Source organism: Allobacillus halotolerans (assembly GCF_018967645.1).
Lineage (GTDB): Bacteria > Bacillota > Bacilli > Bacillales > Alkalibacillaceae > Allobacillus > Allobacillus halotolerans.
The window spans coordinates 60,341-76,661 of sequence record NZ_JAHLZF010000003.1; the positions used below are offsets into that span (position 1 = coordinate 60,341).

At 35.5% G+C, this 16,321-nt stretch carries 14 protein-coding genes and 1 pseudogene; 4 read left to right on the forward strand and 11 right to left on the reverse strand.

Features of this window, described 5'->3' with window-relative positions:
* Nucleotides 1-46: 46 nt before the first annotated feature.
* Both KQ486_RS03235 and KQ486_RS03240 read left to right on the forward strand, forming a co-directional pair.
* Nucleotides 47-796 (forward strand): hypothetical protein, encoded by a 750-nt coding sequence (locus KQ486_RS03235; RefSeq protein ID WP_216686782.1) that lies wholly within the window; start codon nt 47-49, stop codon nt 794-796.
* Nucleotides 797-885: 89 nt separating this feature from the next.
* Nucleotides 886-1,059: a hypothetical protein gene (locus KQ486_RS03240; protein WP_216686783.1), complete on the forward strand. Its 174-nt coding sequence runs from the start codon at nt 886-888 to the stop codon at nt 1,057-1,059.
* A 624-nt stretch (nt 1,060-1,683) separates the two neighbouring features.
* On the opposite strand, the gene KQ486_RS03245 is transcribed toward KQ486_RS03240, so the two are convergent.
* The 4 genes from KQ486_RS03245 to KQ486_RS03260 all read right to left on the reverse strand — a co-directional run bounded on the left by KQ486_RS03245 (nt 1,684) and on the right by KQ486_RS03260 (nt 6,645).
* Nucleotides 1,684-2,970 carry a hypothetical protein gene (locus KQ486_RS03245; RefSeq protein ID WP_216686784.1) on the reverse strand — a complete coding sequence of 429 codons (1,287 nt, stop codon included), beginning with the start codon at nt 2,968-2,970 and terminating at the stop codon, nt 1,684-1,686.
* Between the two features lies 1 nt (nt 2,971).
* Nucleotides 2,972-3,829, reverse strand: coding sequence for a hypothetical protein (locus KQ486_RS03250; protein WP_216686785.1), 858 nt, complete (start codon nt 3,827-3,829; stop codon nt 2,972-2,974).
* Nucleotides 3,830-4,167: 338 nt separating this feature from the next.
* Complete coding sequence (locus KQ486_RS03255) at nt 4,168-5,712, reverse strand: AAA family ATPase (RefSeq protein WP_216686786.1); 1,545 nt, start codon at nt 5,710-5,712, stop codon at nt 4,168-4,170.
* Nucleotides 5,713-5,715: 3 nt separating this feature from the next.
* Nucleotides 5,716-6,645 (reverse strand): hypothetical protein, encoded by a 930-nt coding sequence (locus tag KQ486_RS03260; protein WP_216686787.1) that lies wholly within the window; start codon nt 6,643-6,645, stop codon nt 5,716-5,718.
* Nucleotides 6,646-7,175: 530 nt separating this feature from the next.
* Here KQ486_RS03260 and KQ486_RS03265 point away from each other — a divergent pair.
* Both KQ486_RS03265 and KQ486_RS03270 read left to right on the forward strand, forming a co-directional pair.
* On the forward strand, nt 7,176-7,583 hold the full coding sequence (locus KQ486_RS03265) for a helix-turn-helix domain-containing protein (RefSeq protein WP_274236465.1): 408 nt from the start codon (nt 7,176-7,178) through the stop codon (nt 7,581-7,583).
* 11 nt (nt 7,584-7,594) lie between these two features.
* Nucleotides 7,595-8,061: pseudogene (locus KQ486_RS03270) on the forward strand (ATP-binding protein); the annotation flags it as partial.
* Between the two features lie 178 nt (nt 8,062-8,239).
* Here KQ486_RS03270 and KQ486_RS03275 read toward each other — a convergent pair.
* From KQ486_RS03275 to walK, 7 genes are all read right to left on the reverse strand, one after another.
* Entirely contained in the window at nt 8,240-8,968 is a 729-nt protein-coding gene (locus KQ486_RS03275; RefSeq protein WP_216686788.1) for a pentapeptide repeat-containing protein, read from the reverse strand.
* Between the two features lie 301 nt (nt 8,969-9,269).
* Nucleotides 9,270-9,749 carry a 23S rRNA (pseudouridine(1915)-N(3))-methyltransferase RlmH gene (gene rlmH, locus KQ486_RS03280; RefSeq protein WP_216686789.1) on the reverse strand — a complete coding sequence of 160 codons (480 nt, stop codon included), beginning with the start codon at nt 9,747-9,749 and terminating at the stop codon, nt 9,270-9,272.
* Between the two features lie 494 nt (nt 9,750-10,243).
* On the reverse strand, nt 10,244-11,467 hold the full coding sequence (locus tag KQ486_RS03285; RefSeq protein ID WP_216686790.1) for a S1C family serine protease: 1,224 nt from the start codon (nt 11,465-11,467) through the stop codon (nt 10,244-10,246).
* Nucleotides 11,454-12,278, reverse strand: coding sequence for an MBL fold metallo-hydrolase (locus KQ486_RS03290; RefSeq protein WP_216686791.1), 825 nt, complete (start codon nt 12,276-12,278; stop codon nt 11,454-11,456). Before KQ486_RS03290 ends, KQ486_RS03285 begins: the two co-directional genes overlap by 14 nt.
* Nucleotides 12,275-13,144 carry a two-component system regulatory protein YycI gene (locus KQ486_RS03295; protein ID WP_216686792.1) on the reverse strand — a complete coding sequence of 290 codons (870 nt, stop codon included), beginning with the start codon at nt 13,142-13,144 and terminating at the stop codon, nt 12,275-12,277. Before KQ486_RS03295 ends, KQ486_RS03290 begins: the two co-directional genes overlap by 4 nt.
* Nucleotides 13,144-14,475, reverse strand: a complete 1,332-nt coding sequence (locus tag KQ486_RS03300; protein ID WP_216686793.1) for a YycH family regulatory protein — start codon at nt 14,473-14,475, stop codon at nt 13,144-13,146. Before KQ486_RS03300 ends, KQ486_RS03295 begins: the two co-directional genes overlap by 1 nt.
* Nucleotides 14,472-16,316, reverse strand: coding sequence for a cell wall metabolism sensor histidine kinase WalK (gene walK, locus KQ486_RS03305; protein ID WP_216686794.1), 1,845 nt, complete (start codon nt 16,314-16,316; stop codon nt 14,472-14,474). Before walK ends, KQ486_RS03300 begins: the two co-directional genes overlap by 4 nt.
* Between the last annotated feature and the right edge of the window lie 5 nt (nt 16,317-16,321).

Consider the following 16,321-nt stretch of genomic DNA (forward strand, 5'->3'; position numbering starts at 1 on the left):
AATAACAAATTAGTAATTCGTGACGAAGATAGAAAGGATGTGCAGAATGAGTAAGAATCAAGAATACCAAGATAACATAGAGCAAAGATGCTTGGATTTAGTAATAAACAACATAAATAAGAAAGATTGTTTTGGTATGTCAAATCAACAGCATATTGAATTACAAAAATGGTTAAAGGCTGCTAAGCCTAATCAGAATAGTAATGAATTTCCAGATTTTATATTTGAAGATGGCTTTATAGAACATTTTGCAGTTACTTCATCATCAGAGGGAAGAAAAGGGGCAAAACAAAAACAAGAATCTTTGATTTTAAAAAGGAAGAGTGAAACTGCTTTTTTTAGTAATCTTGATAATAGTGAAGAAGATACGCTAGTAAGTAATTCATTTTCTCGCCCATTTGAACAACACACACATCTTAATATTGTAAATTCAATAAAGAAAAATTGGCTAAAACATATAAAAAGTTATGAGAAAAAAATGTCTTCATCTAAACATGGTATTTTTCTACTAGATTATATAGATATTAATATTCACACTGCAATTAGCAGAGAAAATGAGCCAGCAGAAATTTTCAAGTCATATAGAATAAGTGCAGATAAGAAATTATTAGAGTGGATATATACATTTAAAGAAAAAATTGAATACCTAATCTTGAGTAATCCTCACTCAATTGAAGTAATAAGAATAGACCAAATACTCAACATTTTAGAGAGCATTCCCAGAGTTACATATGCACCTATTATAGGAATGGAATCTCACAAATATATAGGCTTTAAAAAGAAGGGAGATATTTAGAAACATAAGGCAGAAGTGCTACATTCTTATGATCGTAATCACTGTCCCCTATGATTTTTGCTATAATTGCCTTAAACGAGGAGGGGATTATGGCAAATCAATACGCTGAGTTCTACAAGTGTGCACTACAGGTAAATCCTTACGACTACATAAAATATAGAGGGGAAGAACATCAATTTGAGGAAGCAAAGTACAACCATGCAATATTCGAAAACTGTTTGAAAACAGGTATTAAAGTTGTAGGGCTAGTCGAACCACGGTGATGTTCAAACTTCACGATCACTTAGGGAATACCTACAAGAGAGGGGAATAGTTGTATTTCCGGGATTTGAAATTTCAACTTCAGAAAGAATACATATTGTATGCCTTTTTGGTAAAGAACAAGTGATATACAATTAGAAAGTTATCTTGGCTCGCTTGATTTAACTGACGAAAATGACGGAATATCACCTAGTAAATTAAGTTTTAATCAGATAGCAAAAAAGATTGAAGAATTTGATGGCTTTTGGTATGCAGCACATGTAACACAAGATAATGGAGTTCTTGAAAACCAACAATATCCAGTTTGGCAATCAAGTTATTTAAAAGCGGCACAAATTCCTGCAAAACGCCACGAAATTGAGGATAGATATAAAAATATCTTAAAGGAAGCGGTAATCAATACATTAGAGGGTGGAAGTAATGCGTTTACTATTCGTAATCCTGTCTTTACCTCTATTAATTATTAATAAAGTTCCTACATCACATAGTTTTGCTTAACCACTCCTTATTAATCATAACCTCCACTCTCTGTTTTACCACTATTTGTGATACGGTTCCCCGTATCAATTTAAAGGTAGCATATATAAAAAAGGCGAGAATTATTTACCTCGCCTTAACTACTATTTCTAATCGCTTATTAATAAGTCTGTAGGTGTAACACCTATTTCTGTGGAAATTTCGATATACTTATTTTTGTATTCCTGGTTTTCATTAAAAAAACTGTGAAGATTAACTTGTGCTGTATTAGGGAAATACTTGTATTTATCAAAAACACTGTTTAAGGTCGAAACTATTAATTCGTTAAGTCCTTTTTCTTTAATATATGTTATTACTAACCTATAGTTAGCGTTCCCCCATCCAAAGTCATCAATTAGACGCTCAGTAAAAACGCTTTTTTCAAAGACCTTTGAAAATCCAAATTGATCAAAGAACCTAATATCCTTTTCTGTAAGATTATCATACTTGGGATTAATCACTCTTTGGAAAACTTCCTTATGCTCTGATTTTTCAATAAGATTATGTCTAAAAAGTTCTGATAAGACCGAATAGCAATTTATATAACTTGGTATTCTCTCATACCATAAATTTCGTATAAACTCGGAATCACTATATAAGAGACCTACCTTATGTGGATAAACGTTAATAAAGCCATCAAATAAATATTCGTTCGTTTTCATATAGTTAAATACAGATCGTTCCCATGTTTCATTAATATGTATAAGATCATTCCAAAATTGTAGAAATGTTGATTCATCATCATCACTGCTAATAATAATGATAAAGTCATTGCAATAATGCCTATCTTCTTCTAAAAATAACTGGTGTAACCTACTACAAAATGTTTCAATTTCACTTTCTTCAATACCATGCATTATTTCACTTATCAATTGATCAGTAGGTTTACCTATAGAATTATATGCAATATCATAATGCCTTTTGATCTTTAATAAAATCGAATCCATATTCCCATTTACAGCAAATTTCCCCATATTAGAAGAGATAAACAACCATAAAGTTTCAACATGAGCATAGTCTATTTTATTTCTTTTTGAATGAGCAGAATCATTTCTTCTGTCTTTCCAGTAAGAAACTTGCCTTCGCAAATCATCTGATATTGAGAAAATTACTTTTCTTGCATCTGTTCTCTTAATACATTCTAAAGTTTCGGTATCCCATCTATCATCATTTCTTAAATTGGAAGCTATTCTTTCCCATTCTCTCTCATGAATATTGTCTGGCTTTGAAGAATTTAATATTTTCCATCTTACTACAGACAAAAATCCCATAAATGAAGTCAATATTGACGCCCTATACGCTCCTGCTTTATAGCAAACTATAGATTCTTTAAATAGACTCAATGATTCTGAATCAATGTTTTGTTTTTCCAGCCAATCTTCAAAATACAGTTTCATATTAACTTCCCCTTATATAACCCTTGTTTTCTATTAACCTATAATAAGTAATAATTACACTGGTATAATACTGCATCATCCAGTCATACCATATTTCTCTACTATACCCCGTAATTTGCTTCTGGTTATTATGACGTATATTAAATTGATTCACTACCTCGAAAATTAATTTATCATGTGAATTTTTATTTACCTCGTATTCATTATTTAATAATTCCTTTAGATTCTCCCTAAGAGGTTCTAATATATCAGCTAAAATATTTATAGCTTTCTTTTTAGACTCTTCATTCGAGTTAAATCTATAAAACATCTTGACTGAAGTTTGTAATTGTTCCATAACACCTTCATTTATCGTTTTGGGGACATCCGTTTGCAACAAGGCATTCACTGCTTCATTGGATTGTTCCATTATAAAACCCAGCTTTTCATCCAAATAGTACCCATTTTTATACCGTTTCAATAAATTATTAATTAGCGTTGTAAACTCTTCTTGATGTTCCCTTTTTTCAAATTTGTCATTACCAAAGTCATAAAAGCCAATATGCTTATATAAGATCTCTATTAAAGTAAACAACTCTTCTTCACTATAATAAATATAATTCTTATGTATAGGGTAAATATTGTCACTTTCTAATTGATTTATAAAAAAGACCTCTGGCGTTGGAGCCATTGAAGGTGGATAAACTTGATATTGATTATTACTGAAACTTTCAACTCCCCACACACCTTTAAATGCTACATCAAAAAGCTCTCTGTTATCAAAATATTTATAGGTTTGAAAAAAATAGCGTCTTAGATCATCTAAATCAAAACTAAATTCATTGTTTAGTAGTTTCTTCCTTTTTATATAGTATTGCATTTTTTTCCTCCTCTTTTAGTATTAACCCTAATTATTATCACAAAATATTTTTGTGACTTAATTACAATATTTTGAATAGGTAGTTATCTACTGAAGTATAATTCAACTTTTTACATTTAAAAAGAGCATACTCTAAGATCAAAAAACCTTTTCATGTATTTTGATTAATCTGACTCCCTGCATCATGATGGGGCAATTTTTTCTCCATCAATTAATTAATCTTCATCAACTTTTAACTTTTATCAAACCAAATACATCCATACAATGATTGTTGTCTTTTTAAACTGATAGCATCTCTCGCTGAGGCATGTTGGACTGTAGAAAACAGTTAAAAATCTTTAGTATCCTTTTATAATTTTACTTATCAAAACTCGTTTAATGTCACGAATATTACCAACATCTCTAACGTCTGTATTTTTAACTTTTTCAATGAACTGAGGGGATAAATCTATAGCTAATGATTCCTCAGCTTTTTTAACTTTATCTACAAAGTTATCTACAAAAAAATCAACAAATTCTTTCTTCTCAATATCGGATAATGGACTAAACTCACATACTAAATCTAAGCGTGATTGTAATTCTGCTGGGATTTCCTTATAAAACTGAGTTTTATCTAAATTTGATGTGAATATTATAATGTAGCCGTCAACGTCATGTTCTCTTGATAAGGAGTCGGTAAATACTCCATCTTCAAGTAGTTCAAGAAAAAAGTTAAATATTTGTTTATTTGCCTTTTCAAATTCATCGCATAGTATTACACCAGCCCTGCTCTTTATTATTTTACTACTTAGTTCACCCTCTTCTGATCCTATATAACCTCTTGGACTACCAATGAGACTGTTTAATGCATCTTGACTACTATAATTACCAAAGTTAATTTTTACCAGTGAAGTGTTTGGTTTTAATTGATTCTTTAACATGGAAGCAAATTCTGATTTCCCCAATCCTGTGTCTCCTAATAGAAAAATAGATAAGACTTTCTTCTCCTTAATTCGATTTAACAAAATAAAGTTTCTGATAGAATTAGGCAATTGATCTTTAAATTTTTTATGTCCAAAAAGATTATTTGAAATCCCTTCTATCAACTTATTAACTTTATCTTTATTTAAATCAACAATTTTCACTGTTTTATCTTCTAACATTTCTTCTTCATCAGTCTCTATTGGAATTAAATCTTCAATAGGGTGTACATTATCAAAAACTAATCTAAAAACTTCTAAAGTTTCTTTTACTTGATCAATCTGAGTAATCACCTTGAAGTTAGGATTTTCAATCATTATTTTCTCTGCATAATATATAAGGTTTGAATTGTCTTTTATTGCAGAAACAAGAGATGTTATATCAACGAAAATATGTTTTTCATCTTTTTCGCTTTTCTTAATCTCCTTTAAGAGAATATCATTGATTTGACTAAAACTAACCAGAGGTATTTCCTTGTCGTTTAAGTATTGAATTAAATTTTCTAATTCATGTGAATTTTTGTAGGAATATAAATGAATTCTTTTGAAGGGAACAGTCTTTGTCATCAAATCAAAAATTTCTTGTTCTTCATCGGTTCGGATTGGGTATAAAGGTACTTTCTCTTTAAATAACAGATAAAAGATATCCATTGCCTTTTCTGATAAAGATTCCTTTATGATAAACTGTGTTTTCTCATTCGCAGGAATAAAATTATTTATAGCTGGCATTAAATCAGCAGTATGTATAATTAAATATTCAACTAAATTTGATACATCTATAATAGAATCAGGATTTTCTTCAAGTAAATCCCTTGTTTCTTGAAAAATAAATGGATTTATAATATATCCATCATCTTCTTTTTTTTTATAAAAAGATTCAAATTCATCTCTATTCTTATAGGTATATAAAGTAAACCTCTGCATAAATTATTCACCTTTTTTTTTGAACCAATTTAGTATTTTTTTATACCATGGATTTCTTCGTGCTTGTTCTTCTTTCTCTTCACTAAAGTTTACATTCTGTATAATAGCAATAACATCAATAAAAACAAAACTTCTATTCTGATTACTTTGTCCAGGCTGATTTGGTTTATCTTGATACGCACTTGAAATTACCTTTTCTTCTTGCCGATCATCTTTCTGCGACTGTTGTTTGAGTCCTATATCATATAAGTAGTTAAATGTATTTGTGTTGATCTTTTCTTCTTCAACAATTCCTTTATAGACTCCAATAATAGAGACTCTTCCGATAGTGATATCATCAATATTATAATTACTTTCAAATTCATTTTCTAATTCCATAGGTATTTTAATTACTATCATTTCTGAGGAATTTGGCATTTGTCCATATAGTAAGTATGAATAGTCTTTTAGCATGGAAGTTATTAAGTTATTTACATCTACACCTTCTACCCGAAAATCTTTTAATGCATTGCTTCTGAATATTTTCAGTTCTCTTAAATTCTCTTCATTCAATATCCGCAATTTAACATTATCAACCTTAACCAAATCCCCCTCAGAACATGCAGTAAAATCCTCTATTACTTTGCTTCTTTTATCAATCTGTTTTAGTAATATGGACTTTGTTGTTTTTACATCAAGAGATTCTACCATTTTTGAGGAGTTTGTCTGTTTTTCTGTTAGCTGTGTACCCATATAACTCTTAATCGATGCTAAATTGTCTAATGCGGTTGAAATAGAGGAATTTGCCGAAACTGAATTTGTATTCTCAGAGGAGGAACTGTTTTCCCTTTGGATAGATGATAGAATGACATTATTTATCATCATAGATATTTCATACACCTTCGAAAAATTTATATAATAAATATTAAAAACCTTTTTTAGCTCTGAAGACATTTATTAACCCTCCAATGTTATTTTAAGAGTGAATCATTCCTAATTGATTTACAAGATTTGCATATGAAATATCACTATTCTATTATACCAATAATCTATTTTGTTATCATTTGACTACACTTATTGATACAATTAAAGCTAGAAATCAAAATAAGTCTATCCAATACAGTAACCTCGTCTATGATTCAATAATATTAAACGTTTCCTCTTCCTTCACAAATGTTGTATTTGTCTTTCGATTGATTGAAAAGGGAACTCCCTCAGTAATTTAATAGCACCCAAGAAAAGTTGTTTATTTATCTTCTCTTAAAGAAGGAAATAAATTTCATACAACTTTTTTATTACAACAAAGATTGAATCCATAAAAACAAATAACTACAGTAGCTGAACAATTCCTCAATTCCTTGTAACTGCTAAACTAAATTGAACAGTTTCTGCTCGATAAAAATGAACACTTTCTATCAAATAAACCCGAACTCAGCTAAACTAAAAAAGTATGAAAAATAGTTAGTAGTTTGGGGGATATGAAGGTGTTGAAATTAGAAATGATCTTAGAGGTACATCAACTGAAGAAGCAGGGTTTCAAGGTAGCTGCAATTGCAAGAAAGTGTAATTTATCGAGGACAACTGTTTATGAGTATCTTGAAAAAGATTTACATGAGGTGTTTGATTGGATAGAGATTCTGAAGACAAGAAAAAGAAAGTTAGATCCCTACCGAGAACATATTCTTGCTTGGCTGAAAGAACATCCAGATCTTTCTGCTTCTCAAATCCAGGATTGGTTAGAAGAACGATGTTCTTTTAGGAATGTAGGTGACAACACAGTTCGCACTTTTGTACGAGAACTTTTTAGCCAGTTTAAATCCTTCAGTTGCTTGAGTTGCCTTTCACTTAGAGATGGCAGTTCTTTAATGTCGAATTCATTGATGTTTTTTTGAAATGGGAATGCAATGAGGCTTTTAATCTAATATTCTTGGGCCCACCTGGGGGCGGTAAGAAACATTATTGGGTTAGGTTTAGACGCTATTCATAAGGGACAGCGTCTTTCATTCATTACAATGGGCGATTTGACTTCCATTTTGAAATCGGAAGATTACCTACGGAAATCACAACTCAAATTGAGGCGTATTCGAGAAGCCGATTTGATTATTATTGATGATCTTATGTATATGGCAATGGATCAGAATGAGGCAAACTTATTCTTTCATTTATTCAATCACCTATACGAACGGAGCTCAATCATATTAACCTCCAATAAAGGACCTGATGAATGGGGAGAGCTACTTGGTGACCAAGGAATAACAACGGCGATCCTAGATCGCCTCCTCCATCGCTCAGAGGTTGTTCATTTAAATGGGTCCAGTCATCGTTTAATATAGGCAATCTTTGTTTCAAGAGAAAAGTGTTCAAAATTAATGAGCAGAAAATGTACATTTCTACTTGACGGTTACATTACTTCAGATTCCACGTCACCGTGGATACCCTTGCCCTTGATTATGTGCCTATCGCTACCAGGTCGCATTCGGGACTTTCACCCATTAGAATTCACCCATGCCGTGCAAACCAAAAAAAGCCACCCATCGAGGGTGACTCTTCATATATTATCTACATACTTAGTATTAATTTCATTAGATCCATTTTTTGTCTGGAATTCCCTTTTTAAAAATGAAACTAAATAGCTTAACGTATAAAAATTTTTATAAACTTTTCTTGTAGCAATATCTAAGCCTAGTATTATTTCCTCTTCAGTAAATATGTTCAATAGCTTCATAATGTTTAGAGTGTTATAACGTTTTTTCTTATTAAACATCAAAGTTTGAGAATTCTTTATTTTTTCATTATTCAAAGCTTTTAAAATAGAATCTTCTAGCTCATTACTTAGTTCAAGAGTAGGCAACGAATTTAATAAAGTTAATCCCACTGTATCTGCATTAATACCTCTTGCTGACTTTAAACTTGTGTTAACAAAAAATACATTTTCAAAAGTAGCTCTTGTAAAGTCAGTTTTATCCAGTTTGGTATTTAAGAATATAACATCTTTAAATTTCGCACTTTTAAAACGGCTTCCTTTTAGGTTAGCATTTTTAAATTCAGAACCAATAAAAAGGGCACCATTGAATCCACAATATTTCATTATCACCTTGTAAAAATTAGTATATTTAAAAGCCGAGCGAGTAAATCTTGTATTATAAGAATTACTTTTTTCGAAGTTTTTATAGATAAATTCCCTGTCGGTTCTTATTTTATTGTTATAGCTAAAAAATTTATTATATTTCTGTTTTTTTACTTTCTTTTGAAAAAAACCTTTTCTATTAATAGACATTAAAAACTCCAATAATTTTCACAATATCTAATTAATCCTTACCCCGCACAATTGAGAGGTAGTAAAGACAGTTAAAACCTTTACAACAATAAGGCTAACAAAACCAATAACAGTTGCTATTTCACCAATAGTTCCCATTATAGGCACCACCCCTTCCATGTGTTCAAAGACTTTTAGCCCTCAGTCCGTCCGTAGACCGTCTTGATTTCTCAATCTCTCGATTGAGCGGAGCAGGGCATATATATTTTAACATATTTCACTGCTAGTTACAATTACTAAAGTTTAAATTCCCGCTTTATTATCACTTATGATACGGCTCCCCCCGATTAATCCGAAACCCACGATAAACCTGCTCCAACAACACCAACCGCATTAACTGGTGTGGAAACGTCATTTTTGAAAAGGAGATGGCGAAATCACTTCGTTGCTGGACCGCTTCACTAATCCCTAATGATCCACCAATCACAAAAGCTACTTTACTCTTTCCATACGTAGCAAGCTCGTCCATTTTCTTTGCGAGTTGCTCAGATGAGAGCATCTTTCCTTCAATTTCTAATGTAATGACATATGTATCTGGTGAAATCGCTTGTAAGATCCGCTCTCCTTCTTTATCTTTCACTTGCTTTTCTTCGGCTTCACTTAAGTTTTCCGGGGCTTTTTCATCAGCGACTTCAATGATTTCCACTTTGGCATAGCTGCTCAGCCGCTTCAGGAATTCTTGAATGCCTTGCTTTAAGTATTTTTCTTTTAACTTTCCGACAGAAACAATCGTTATTTTCATTTTTTAATCACCTAATAAATTATTTTTGGCATGTGTATAACTTAAAGTGTTCTATATCCTGCTATCATTTTACAACTTGTTGATAATCCGAACAATCACCTATTTTCCCACCGTTTCAAGCTGGTGGTTTATTCACATGTGGATTTGGGTATATGGCGACAGTTTAGTTATTCACACTTATTCACAACGATTTGTGGATACTCGTGCATAAGGTTGTGATTATCTGAATAAGTCTGTGGAATAGTCGAGTTATCCACAGGTTTATCAACATATTAACATATGTTCGTACGTTATTTAGTTAGTTTCACAAAAATGAGCTCAATATATGCACATCGTTTATTTTCTTATGCACACTTTGTGGATAAGTGGAGCAATTTTGTGCATAAGCTTCAAAGCGGAACATTGATTGCTTTTTCACCGTTCGTTGTTTGTCTTTCTATAGAAAAAAAGTCCCTGTGAGGACCTATTCCTCAACAGGGACTTCTGCTATTTCATTAAAACTCTTGTGCTGTCAGTGTTGCTTTGGTTGTCTGTTTTTCTCCGTCGCGGTAGAAAGTAATTTCGATTTGTTCGCCCGCTTCAGTCTCGTTGTATAGATATTTGCGTAAATCTAATGAGTTATTGATCGGTTCACCATCGAATTCGACGATGACATCATATTGCTCAAGACCTGCTTGTGCTGCTGGTGTGCCATTATCCACATTTGCCACAACGACACCTGCTTCTACATCTTTCGGTAGGTTCAGTGTGTTCTGCCAGTGATATGTCGCAATGTCACTTAAGGAATATGGTGAAATTCCTAAGAAGGCACGAGTGACTGCACCGTCCTCTTCTAATTGTTCGATAATCGGGATTGCATGATCAATTGGAATGGCAAAGCCTAATCCTTCTACGTTCGGATTGGAGATTTTCATGGAGTTGATTCCGACTAATTGGCCATCTAAATTGACGAGTGCACCACCGGAGTTCCCTGGGTTGATGGCTGCATCGGTTTGAATGGCTTCTGCTTGCCAATCGACAACACCGTTTTGGTCAAAATCAACCGGGATGAGTCGTTCTTTCCCACTAATGATTCCTTGAGTGACGGAGCCTGCAAATTGCAGACCGAGTGGGTTCCCGATGGCAATGACGGGCTCTCCAACTTGTAGGCTTTCAGAGCTTCCGAATTCGATTGCATTTGGTACTTCTCCTGCCGGAACACGTAATACCGCTAGGTCTGTATACATGTCGCTTCCAAGTAGTTCCGCTTCGATTTGTTCCTCGTTGTTCAAGACGATTTCTACATTACTGGCACCTTGGATGACGTGGTGGTTCGTCACGATATAGGCATGGTCACCTTCTTTTTTGTAGATGACACCAGACCCTGTACCGCCTTGCGTCCGTTGGTTGCCGAATATGTTTTGATTTTGGATATTGACGACACCTACGACTGTGTTTTGAACATTACCTACAACTTCGGTCACTTGTGATGTCACATCGACGTTGACGGTTTTGCCTTCGCTGTTTTCGTTTGTACTGTTATTTTCTTCTGAATTTTGTTCTTCACTTGTGTTTTCGGAGTCATCACCAGAGCTTGCGGCGTCATTTCCACCCAGTGGTGAGAATTCAGCAAGCACCAGCCAGGCGATCAAAACACCGATAATAATCCCGATCGCGGTGGGCATGATGACACTTTTTTTGCGCTGCTTATTGTCTACATGCGAGTTATAATACCCCATCTGTCTTCACCTCTTTTTCGATATAATCGATTGGTGTTGGCTTGGTCGGACTGGTATCTTTCAATAGTAAGTCTTCGCCAATCCGATGGCCGTGACTTGTCAGTACTTCTTCTACACTCATCCGGGCCAAATCAACCATATTGTTATCTTGGCTCAAATGTCCTAAATAAATCCGCTTCGTACGATTTCCGATGACATCACACATGGCAATCGCTGCGTCTTCATTCGAAACGTGACCAAGATCGCTTAGTATCCGTCGTTTTACGTTCCACGGATACCGTCCCATTTGTAGCATTCCCACATCGTGGTTCGCTTCAAACAAAAATGCATCTGAATTTTCAATTGTTTTTTTCATGCGTTCCGATACATAGCCTGTATCGGTAATCATCGCCACTTTGTTGTCTTCGTGACGAAAGACGAAGAACATCGGATCGATCGCATCATGGGACACACCATAGCTTTCGATATCAAGGTCACCAATTTGCCGGACGGAATGGATTGGAAAGTCGAACTTTTGATCGAGTGTTATTTTACCAATGGAGTTTTCCATCGCTTTCCATGTTTTTTCATTCGCATAAATCGGCAAGTCGTATTTTCTTGCAGCAATACCGAGCCCTTTGATGTGATCACTGTGCTCATGGGTGACAAGAATTCCATCTAACTCTGTTGGGTCAACACCGACTTCTTCCAAGCTGCTCGTCAATTTCTTTCCACTTAAACCCGCATCGACCAATAACTTGGTTTGATCGGTTCCTATATAAAAAGCATTCCCCGTACTTCCGGACGCCAGTACACTAAAATGTAAACTCATTCTTCCTCATCACTCCGTATGTGTGTTTCTAGTTGTTGTTCCAATGTTGTTTCGATCTCTTCCATATACACTTCTTCATCTGTTGGAATGGTTTGTCCTTCCATCGCATTCACAAAGGCATAACGCTCGCCATCATTGATTTCAATCACCCATGTCGGTGTAAAGACCTGTTCTTCGCCTTTAAGCGCTAGGAGAGAATGATAAGCGAGCTTCATGTCTGAAATATGATCTTCAGGACGCAAAACTTCATTGGAGTTAAAAACGGATTCGACAGCGTTCATTGGATCGACGACTGTCTGTTCATCTCCTTGTACCCTCACTTCATTCAACAAGGTCTGATAGTAAGAAACCGCTTCTTGATTTTCGTTCAGCTTGACGTATAAGACGCCTGCTTTATTGAATAAAACGGTTCGATCGTTTTGCTTCTGAAAAAATAATAACACATTTTCTTCTTCATCATACTTCCAAAGCTCATACACATCATCATAAATCACAAACTCAGCTAACGTTTCCATCACTGTGCTTTCATCATTATCCAATCCGACTGAAACCGGCTCGATGAATTCACTGATGATTGTCTGATTATTGATGATGGCAATATTTTGGTTCGTTAACGACTCCTCAAGTGACTTCTTGTCTTCCTCTGTCAACAAATAGCGCTCTGCCGATACATACGATGCTTTCTTTCCGCTTTCAGGTAGTTCACCGATCGTAATGTCCTCTGCAGCCAGTCCGTCCTCAAAGGTGGTCTGTGACAGTGTCTCGATATTGGTCTCATCTATTTTCTCCAATAGTTGCTGAGCCAAAAAGAAATTCAGGATCATGAAGGCGATGATGAATAACGTTTTGACAGAACCCCATTTCATTATTCATCACCCCTTGTCTGTAACATGTTTTCAAAGTAGCTCATCGGTTGCCATCTGCCGTTATATTTAATATGCCAACTCGGTTTTAAATACATCGCATTGGATGCATCGCTTATTGTGTTTACTTCATACCCGATCCGCATATCAGAAATGGATTCTGGTAAGAACTGATCGGAGTGCTGCTGGAAAAATTGATAAACGGATAGACCGGAACGGACAGATTCCTGTTCTTCACTTTGAAAATTTGTACTTGTATAGAATAATGGTCGCTCAAACTGATAGATGCGGTTATCTCGCCACGTTTGTTGAATCATCGTATATCCTTCTGTGTCAAATAACGGCATGCCTTCATAATACATCCGAAAAGCGATTTCGTTACTATGTTCATTTAATGAGTCCAAATAGAATGTATCCGTCCATCCAGAATGGTCATTGGTAAATCCGATACTACGATTCATAATGTCATAGCGTGTCATCTCGGGTGCGTTTGTCGAAAATGGATTTATGAATTCCATCGCTTTTTCATTTTGGAGTACACGCTTAATGGTCAATGCCCGTGAACCATCTGTATAATAGCTCTCCTCATTGGAGTTTCCACTTGGCACCTGTCTTCGCACCGTTGTCGGATTGCTGAATAGATTATTGATCAACGGTTGGATATCATAAATTTCTTCCGTCAAGATCGTATAGCCCGGCACATCGAGACGTTCAACAGGTAGATAGAGTGTCGTCTCTTCGTTAATGTCATACGAACCTAGTGAAACATTGTTCTCGTTATCAATGAGCTGATTAATTTCATTATAAACGGATGTCGATTGGATCTCCGCATTTAAATAACCGTCATATTCGTCAGATGCAAACGTCACTCGGACAACTTCATTATTGTTTTGAGAGAGCTGGAAATAAACCTGGTTGAACGTTTGGTTCCAGAGATTGTCCGTTTGATTGACATTCATTAACTGAACGATATACGCAAGCGGAATTTCCTCAGGAAAAACGACTTCCATATTTTTTGACCAAATCGATACGTCATCACTCACAAAAGGTTCAACCTCAGTAAATGGCCACTCTTTGATTTCTTCGAATAATTGCTCCATTCCTTTGTAATCCGGAAGCTGGCTATGTTCATGGAAATTATGAAAAAGGATTTGCTTCGGATAAACAACGTCATCGATTTGTCTTGTATCGCCTTCTACTAATCGCGTTTCATCCAAGTAAGTTGGTTCACCAAGTTCCTCGTATGCCGGCTGATAGTTCCATAATGCTAGTGTCAGCAATAAGCTTGATACAACCAGAATGAATAAGATTCCTGATTTAATATTTTCAATCATGATTGCCGCCCCCGTTTCTTTCTCATTAACGGCAAACTAAAATGAATAGTCGTTCCTTTTCCTTCGACACTTGATGCCCAAATTTGCCCATCATGTGCTTCCAGTAGTTCTCTTGAAATGGCCAGACCAAGTCCTGTACCACCTAATTTTCTCGTTCTCGCTCGATCGACACGGTAGAAACGATCGAAAATTTGCTCCAAGTTTTCCTGTGGAATTCCCATACCTTGGTCAGAGATTTTCGTGATGACTTGGTTTTTCTCCTGAAGCACTTCGACTTTAATCGTGCCGCCTTCCGGTGAATACTTAATGGCATTGGAAATAATATTATCAATGACTTGTGTTAATTTATCGGTATCGATCCAAACCTCAAGCCGCTTGTTCGGCAGGACGCGTTTTAAATCCAATTCTTCTTTTAAATTCAGTTCGAATCGGTCGACAATCGCATTAATGAACTCGATGAATTCTACCCGTTTTTTGTGAATATGGTAATCCTTATTATCCATTTTTGATAATTGCAGCAAGTCATTGACGAGACGAATCATTCGCTCGGTTTCATTTTGTGTGACATTCAGAAACTTCGGTGCGATTTCTTCGTTTTTCAATGTTGACTCATCACTCAATGCTTCAAGGTAGCTACGCATTGTCGTCAGTGGTGTACGAAGCTCATGCGAAACGTTTGCGACAAACTCTCGCCGCTCCCGTTCAATTTTCTCTTGTTCCGTCACATCACTTAAGACGGTTAAGAAACCGTTCATTTCACCCTTTTCATCTTCAATGACCGAGAAGTTCGCTTTTAACAATAAATCTTGTTCTCCTTCAGAGAAATCAATGATCAGACTGTTTTCGTCTTTGATTTCAAAGAGGTCGGAATAATGCTCGTCCATGCCTAATACAGTCAGTAAAGGTTTGCCATGCAATTCGCTGTAGTCTTTTCGCATCAACTTCATCGCGGGTTCGTTCAATAAGGTGACATCGCCTTTTTTGTCGGTCGCGATAACCCCATCGGTCATATTCCGCAAGACGGACGAGAGCTTCTTTCGTTCGCCTTCGGTTGCGGCATAGGAAAGTCTTAATTTATCATTCAAGTCATTGAACGTGACAGCAAGCTGACCGATTTCATCCGTTCCGTAAACATTAACCTTTTGCGAGAAGTTTCCGGTTGCCATGACCTGCGCTTGTCTTTTCATCTCTGAGATCGGCCTCGTGATTGTCTGTGCCACCAAAATTCCAAGCAAGGCAGAAACCGTAATCGCTAGTATCGTTCCATTGGCGAAAATCCGGTTAATATCTTCCATTTGATCATATACACCTTCAATGGAGGCTTGAAGGTAGAGGGCGCCGACGATCTCCGAGTTCGTGTTCGATTTAATCGGCTTCGAAATCACCAGAGTTCTGTGACCCGTTTCCCGGTTAAATAAAATGTTCTCTTCCAGATTCCCTGCAGACAAAGCGCGCAGAATCCGCAGCTCGGTCGTCCGTTTACCGACATTCGAGCGATCGAATTGTGCTGTCGTTCCAAGCACACGGCTATTATTGTCCACGACACGAACTTCCGTAAAATCGTCGGAATCAAAGGAATCAAAGTCATAGATAATTGTACGAATATCACTGGAAAGCGACGTGTCATTCTCCGTCCGTTCCTCTGCAAAGGCTTGTTCAAGGTTAAATGTCAGTAACTGCACCCGGTCATTCACGGATTCCGTAAAGTTTTCGAGTAGCTGTGTTTCCAACTGCCTTGCGAAGTAAGCTCCAATGATCTGTATCGCAATTAAGATTAATAAAATATATATTAAAATAAATTTTAGGCGGATTGATTTGAAAAATCCCCAAACTTTACTCATCTAAT

What these genes read in the sequence shown, in the direction of transcription:
- KQ486_RS03235 (WP_216686782.1), top strand. Translation starts at nt 47, where the DNA reads ATGAGTAAGAATCAAGAATACCAAGATAACATAGAGCAAAGATGCTTG.
- KQ486_RS03300 (WP_216686793.1), bottom strand. Translation starts at nt 14,475, where the DNA reads ATGATTGAAAATATTAAATCAGGAATCTTATTCATTCTGGTTGTATCA.
- walK (WP_216686794.1), bottom strand. Translation starts at nt 16,316, where the DNA reads ATGAGTAAAGTTTGGGGATTTTTCAAATCAATCCGCCTAAAATTTATT.
- KQ486_RS03245 (WP_216686784.1), bottom strand. Translation starts at nt 2,970, where the DNA reads ATGAAACTGTATTTTGAAGATTGGCTGGAAAAACAAAACATTGATTCA.
- KQ486_RS03240 (WP_216686783.1), top strand. Translation starts at nt 886, where the DNA reads ATGGCAAATCAATACGCTGAGTTCTACAAGTGTGCACTACAGGTAAAT.
- rlmH (WP_216686789.1), bottom strand. Translation starts at nt 9,749, where the DNA reads ATGAAAATAACGATTGTTTCTGTCGGAAAGTTAAAAGAAAAATACTTA.
- KQ486_RS03285 (WP_216686790.1), bottom strand. Translation starts at nt 11,467, where the DNA reads ATGGGGTATTATAACTCGCATGTAGACAATAAGCAGCGCAAAAAAAGT.
- KQ486_RS03250 (WP_216686785.1), bottom strand. Translation starts at nt 3,829, where the DNA reads ATGCAATACTATATAAAAAGGAAGAAACTACTAAACAATGAATTTAGT.
- KQ486_RS03255 (WP_216686786.1), bottom strand. Translation starts at nt 5,712, where the DNA reads ATGCAGAGGTTTACTTTATATACCTATAAGAATAGAGATGAATTTGAA.
- KQ486_RS03260 (WP_216686787.1), bottom strand. Translation starts at nt 6,645, where the DNA reads ATGTCTTCAGAGCTAAAAAAGGTTTTTAATATTTATTATATAAATTTT.
- KQ486_RS03295 (WP_216686792.1), bottom strand. Translation starts at nt 13,144, where the DNA reads ATGAAATGGGGTTCTGTCAAAACGTTATTCATCATCGCCTTCATGATC.
- KQ486_RS03290 (WP_216686791.1), bottom strand. Translation starts at nt 12,278, where the DNA reads ATGAGTTTACATTTTAGTGTACTGGCGTCCGGAAGTACGGGGAATGCT.
- KQ486_RS03275 (WP_216686788.1), bottom strand. Translation starts at nt 8,968, where the DNA reads ATGTCTATTAATAGAAAAGGTTTTTTTCAAAAGAAAGTAAAAAAACAG.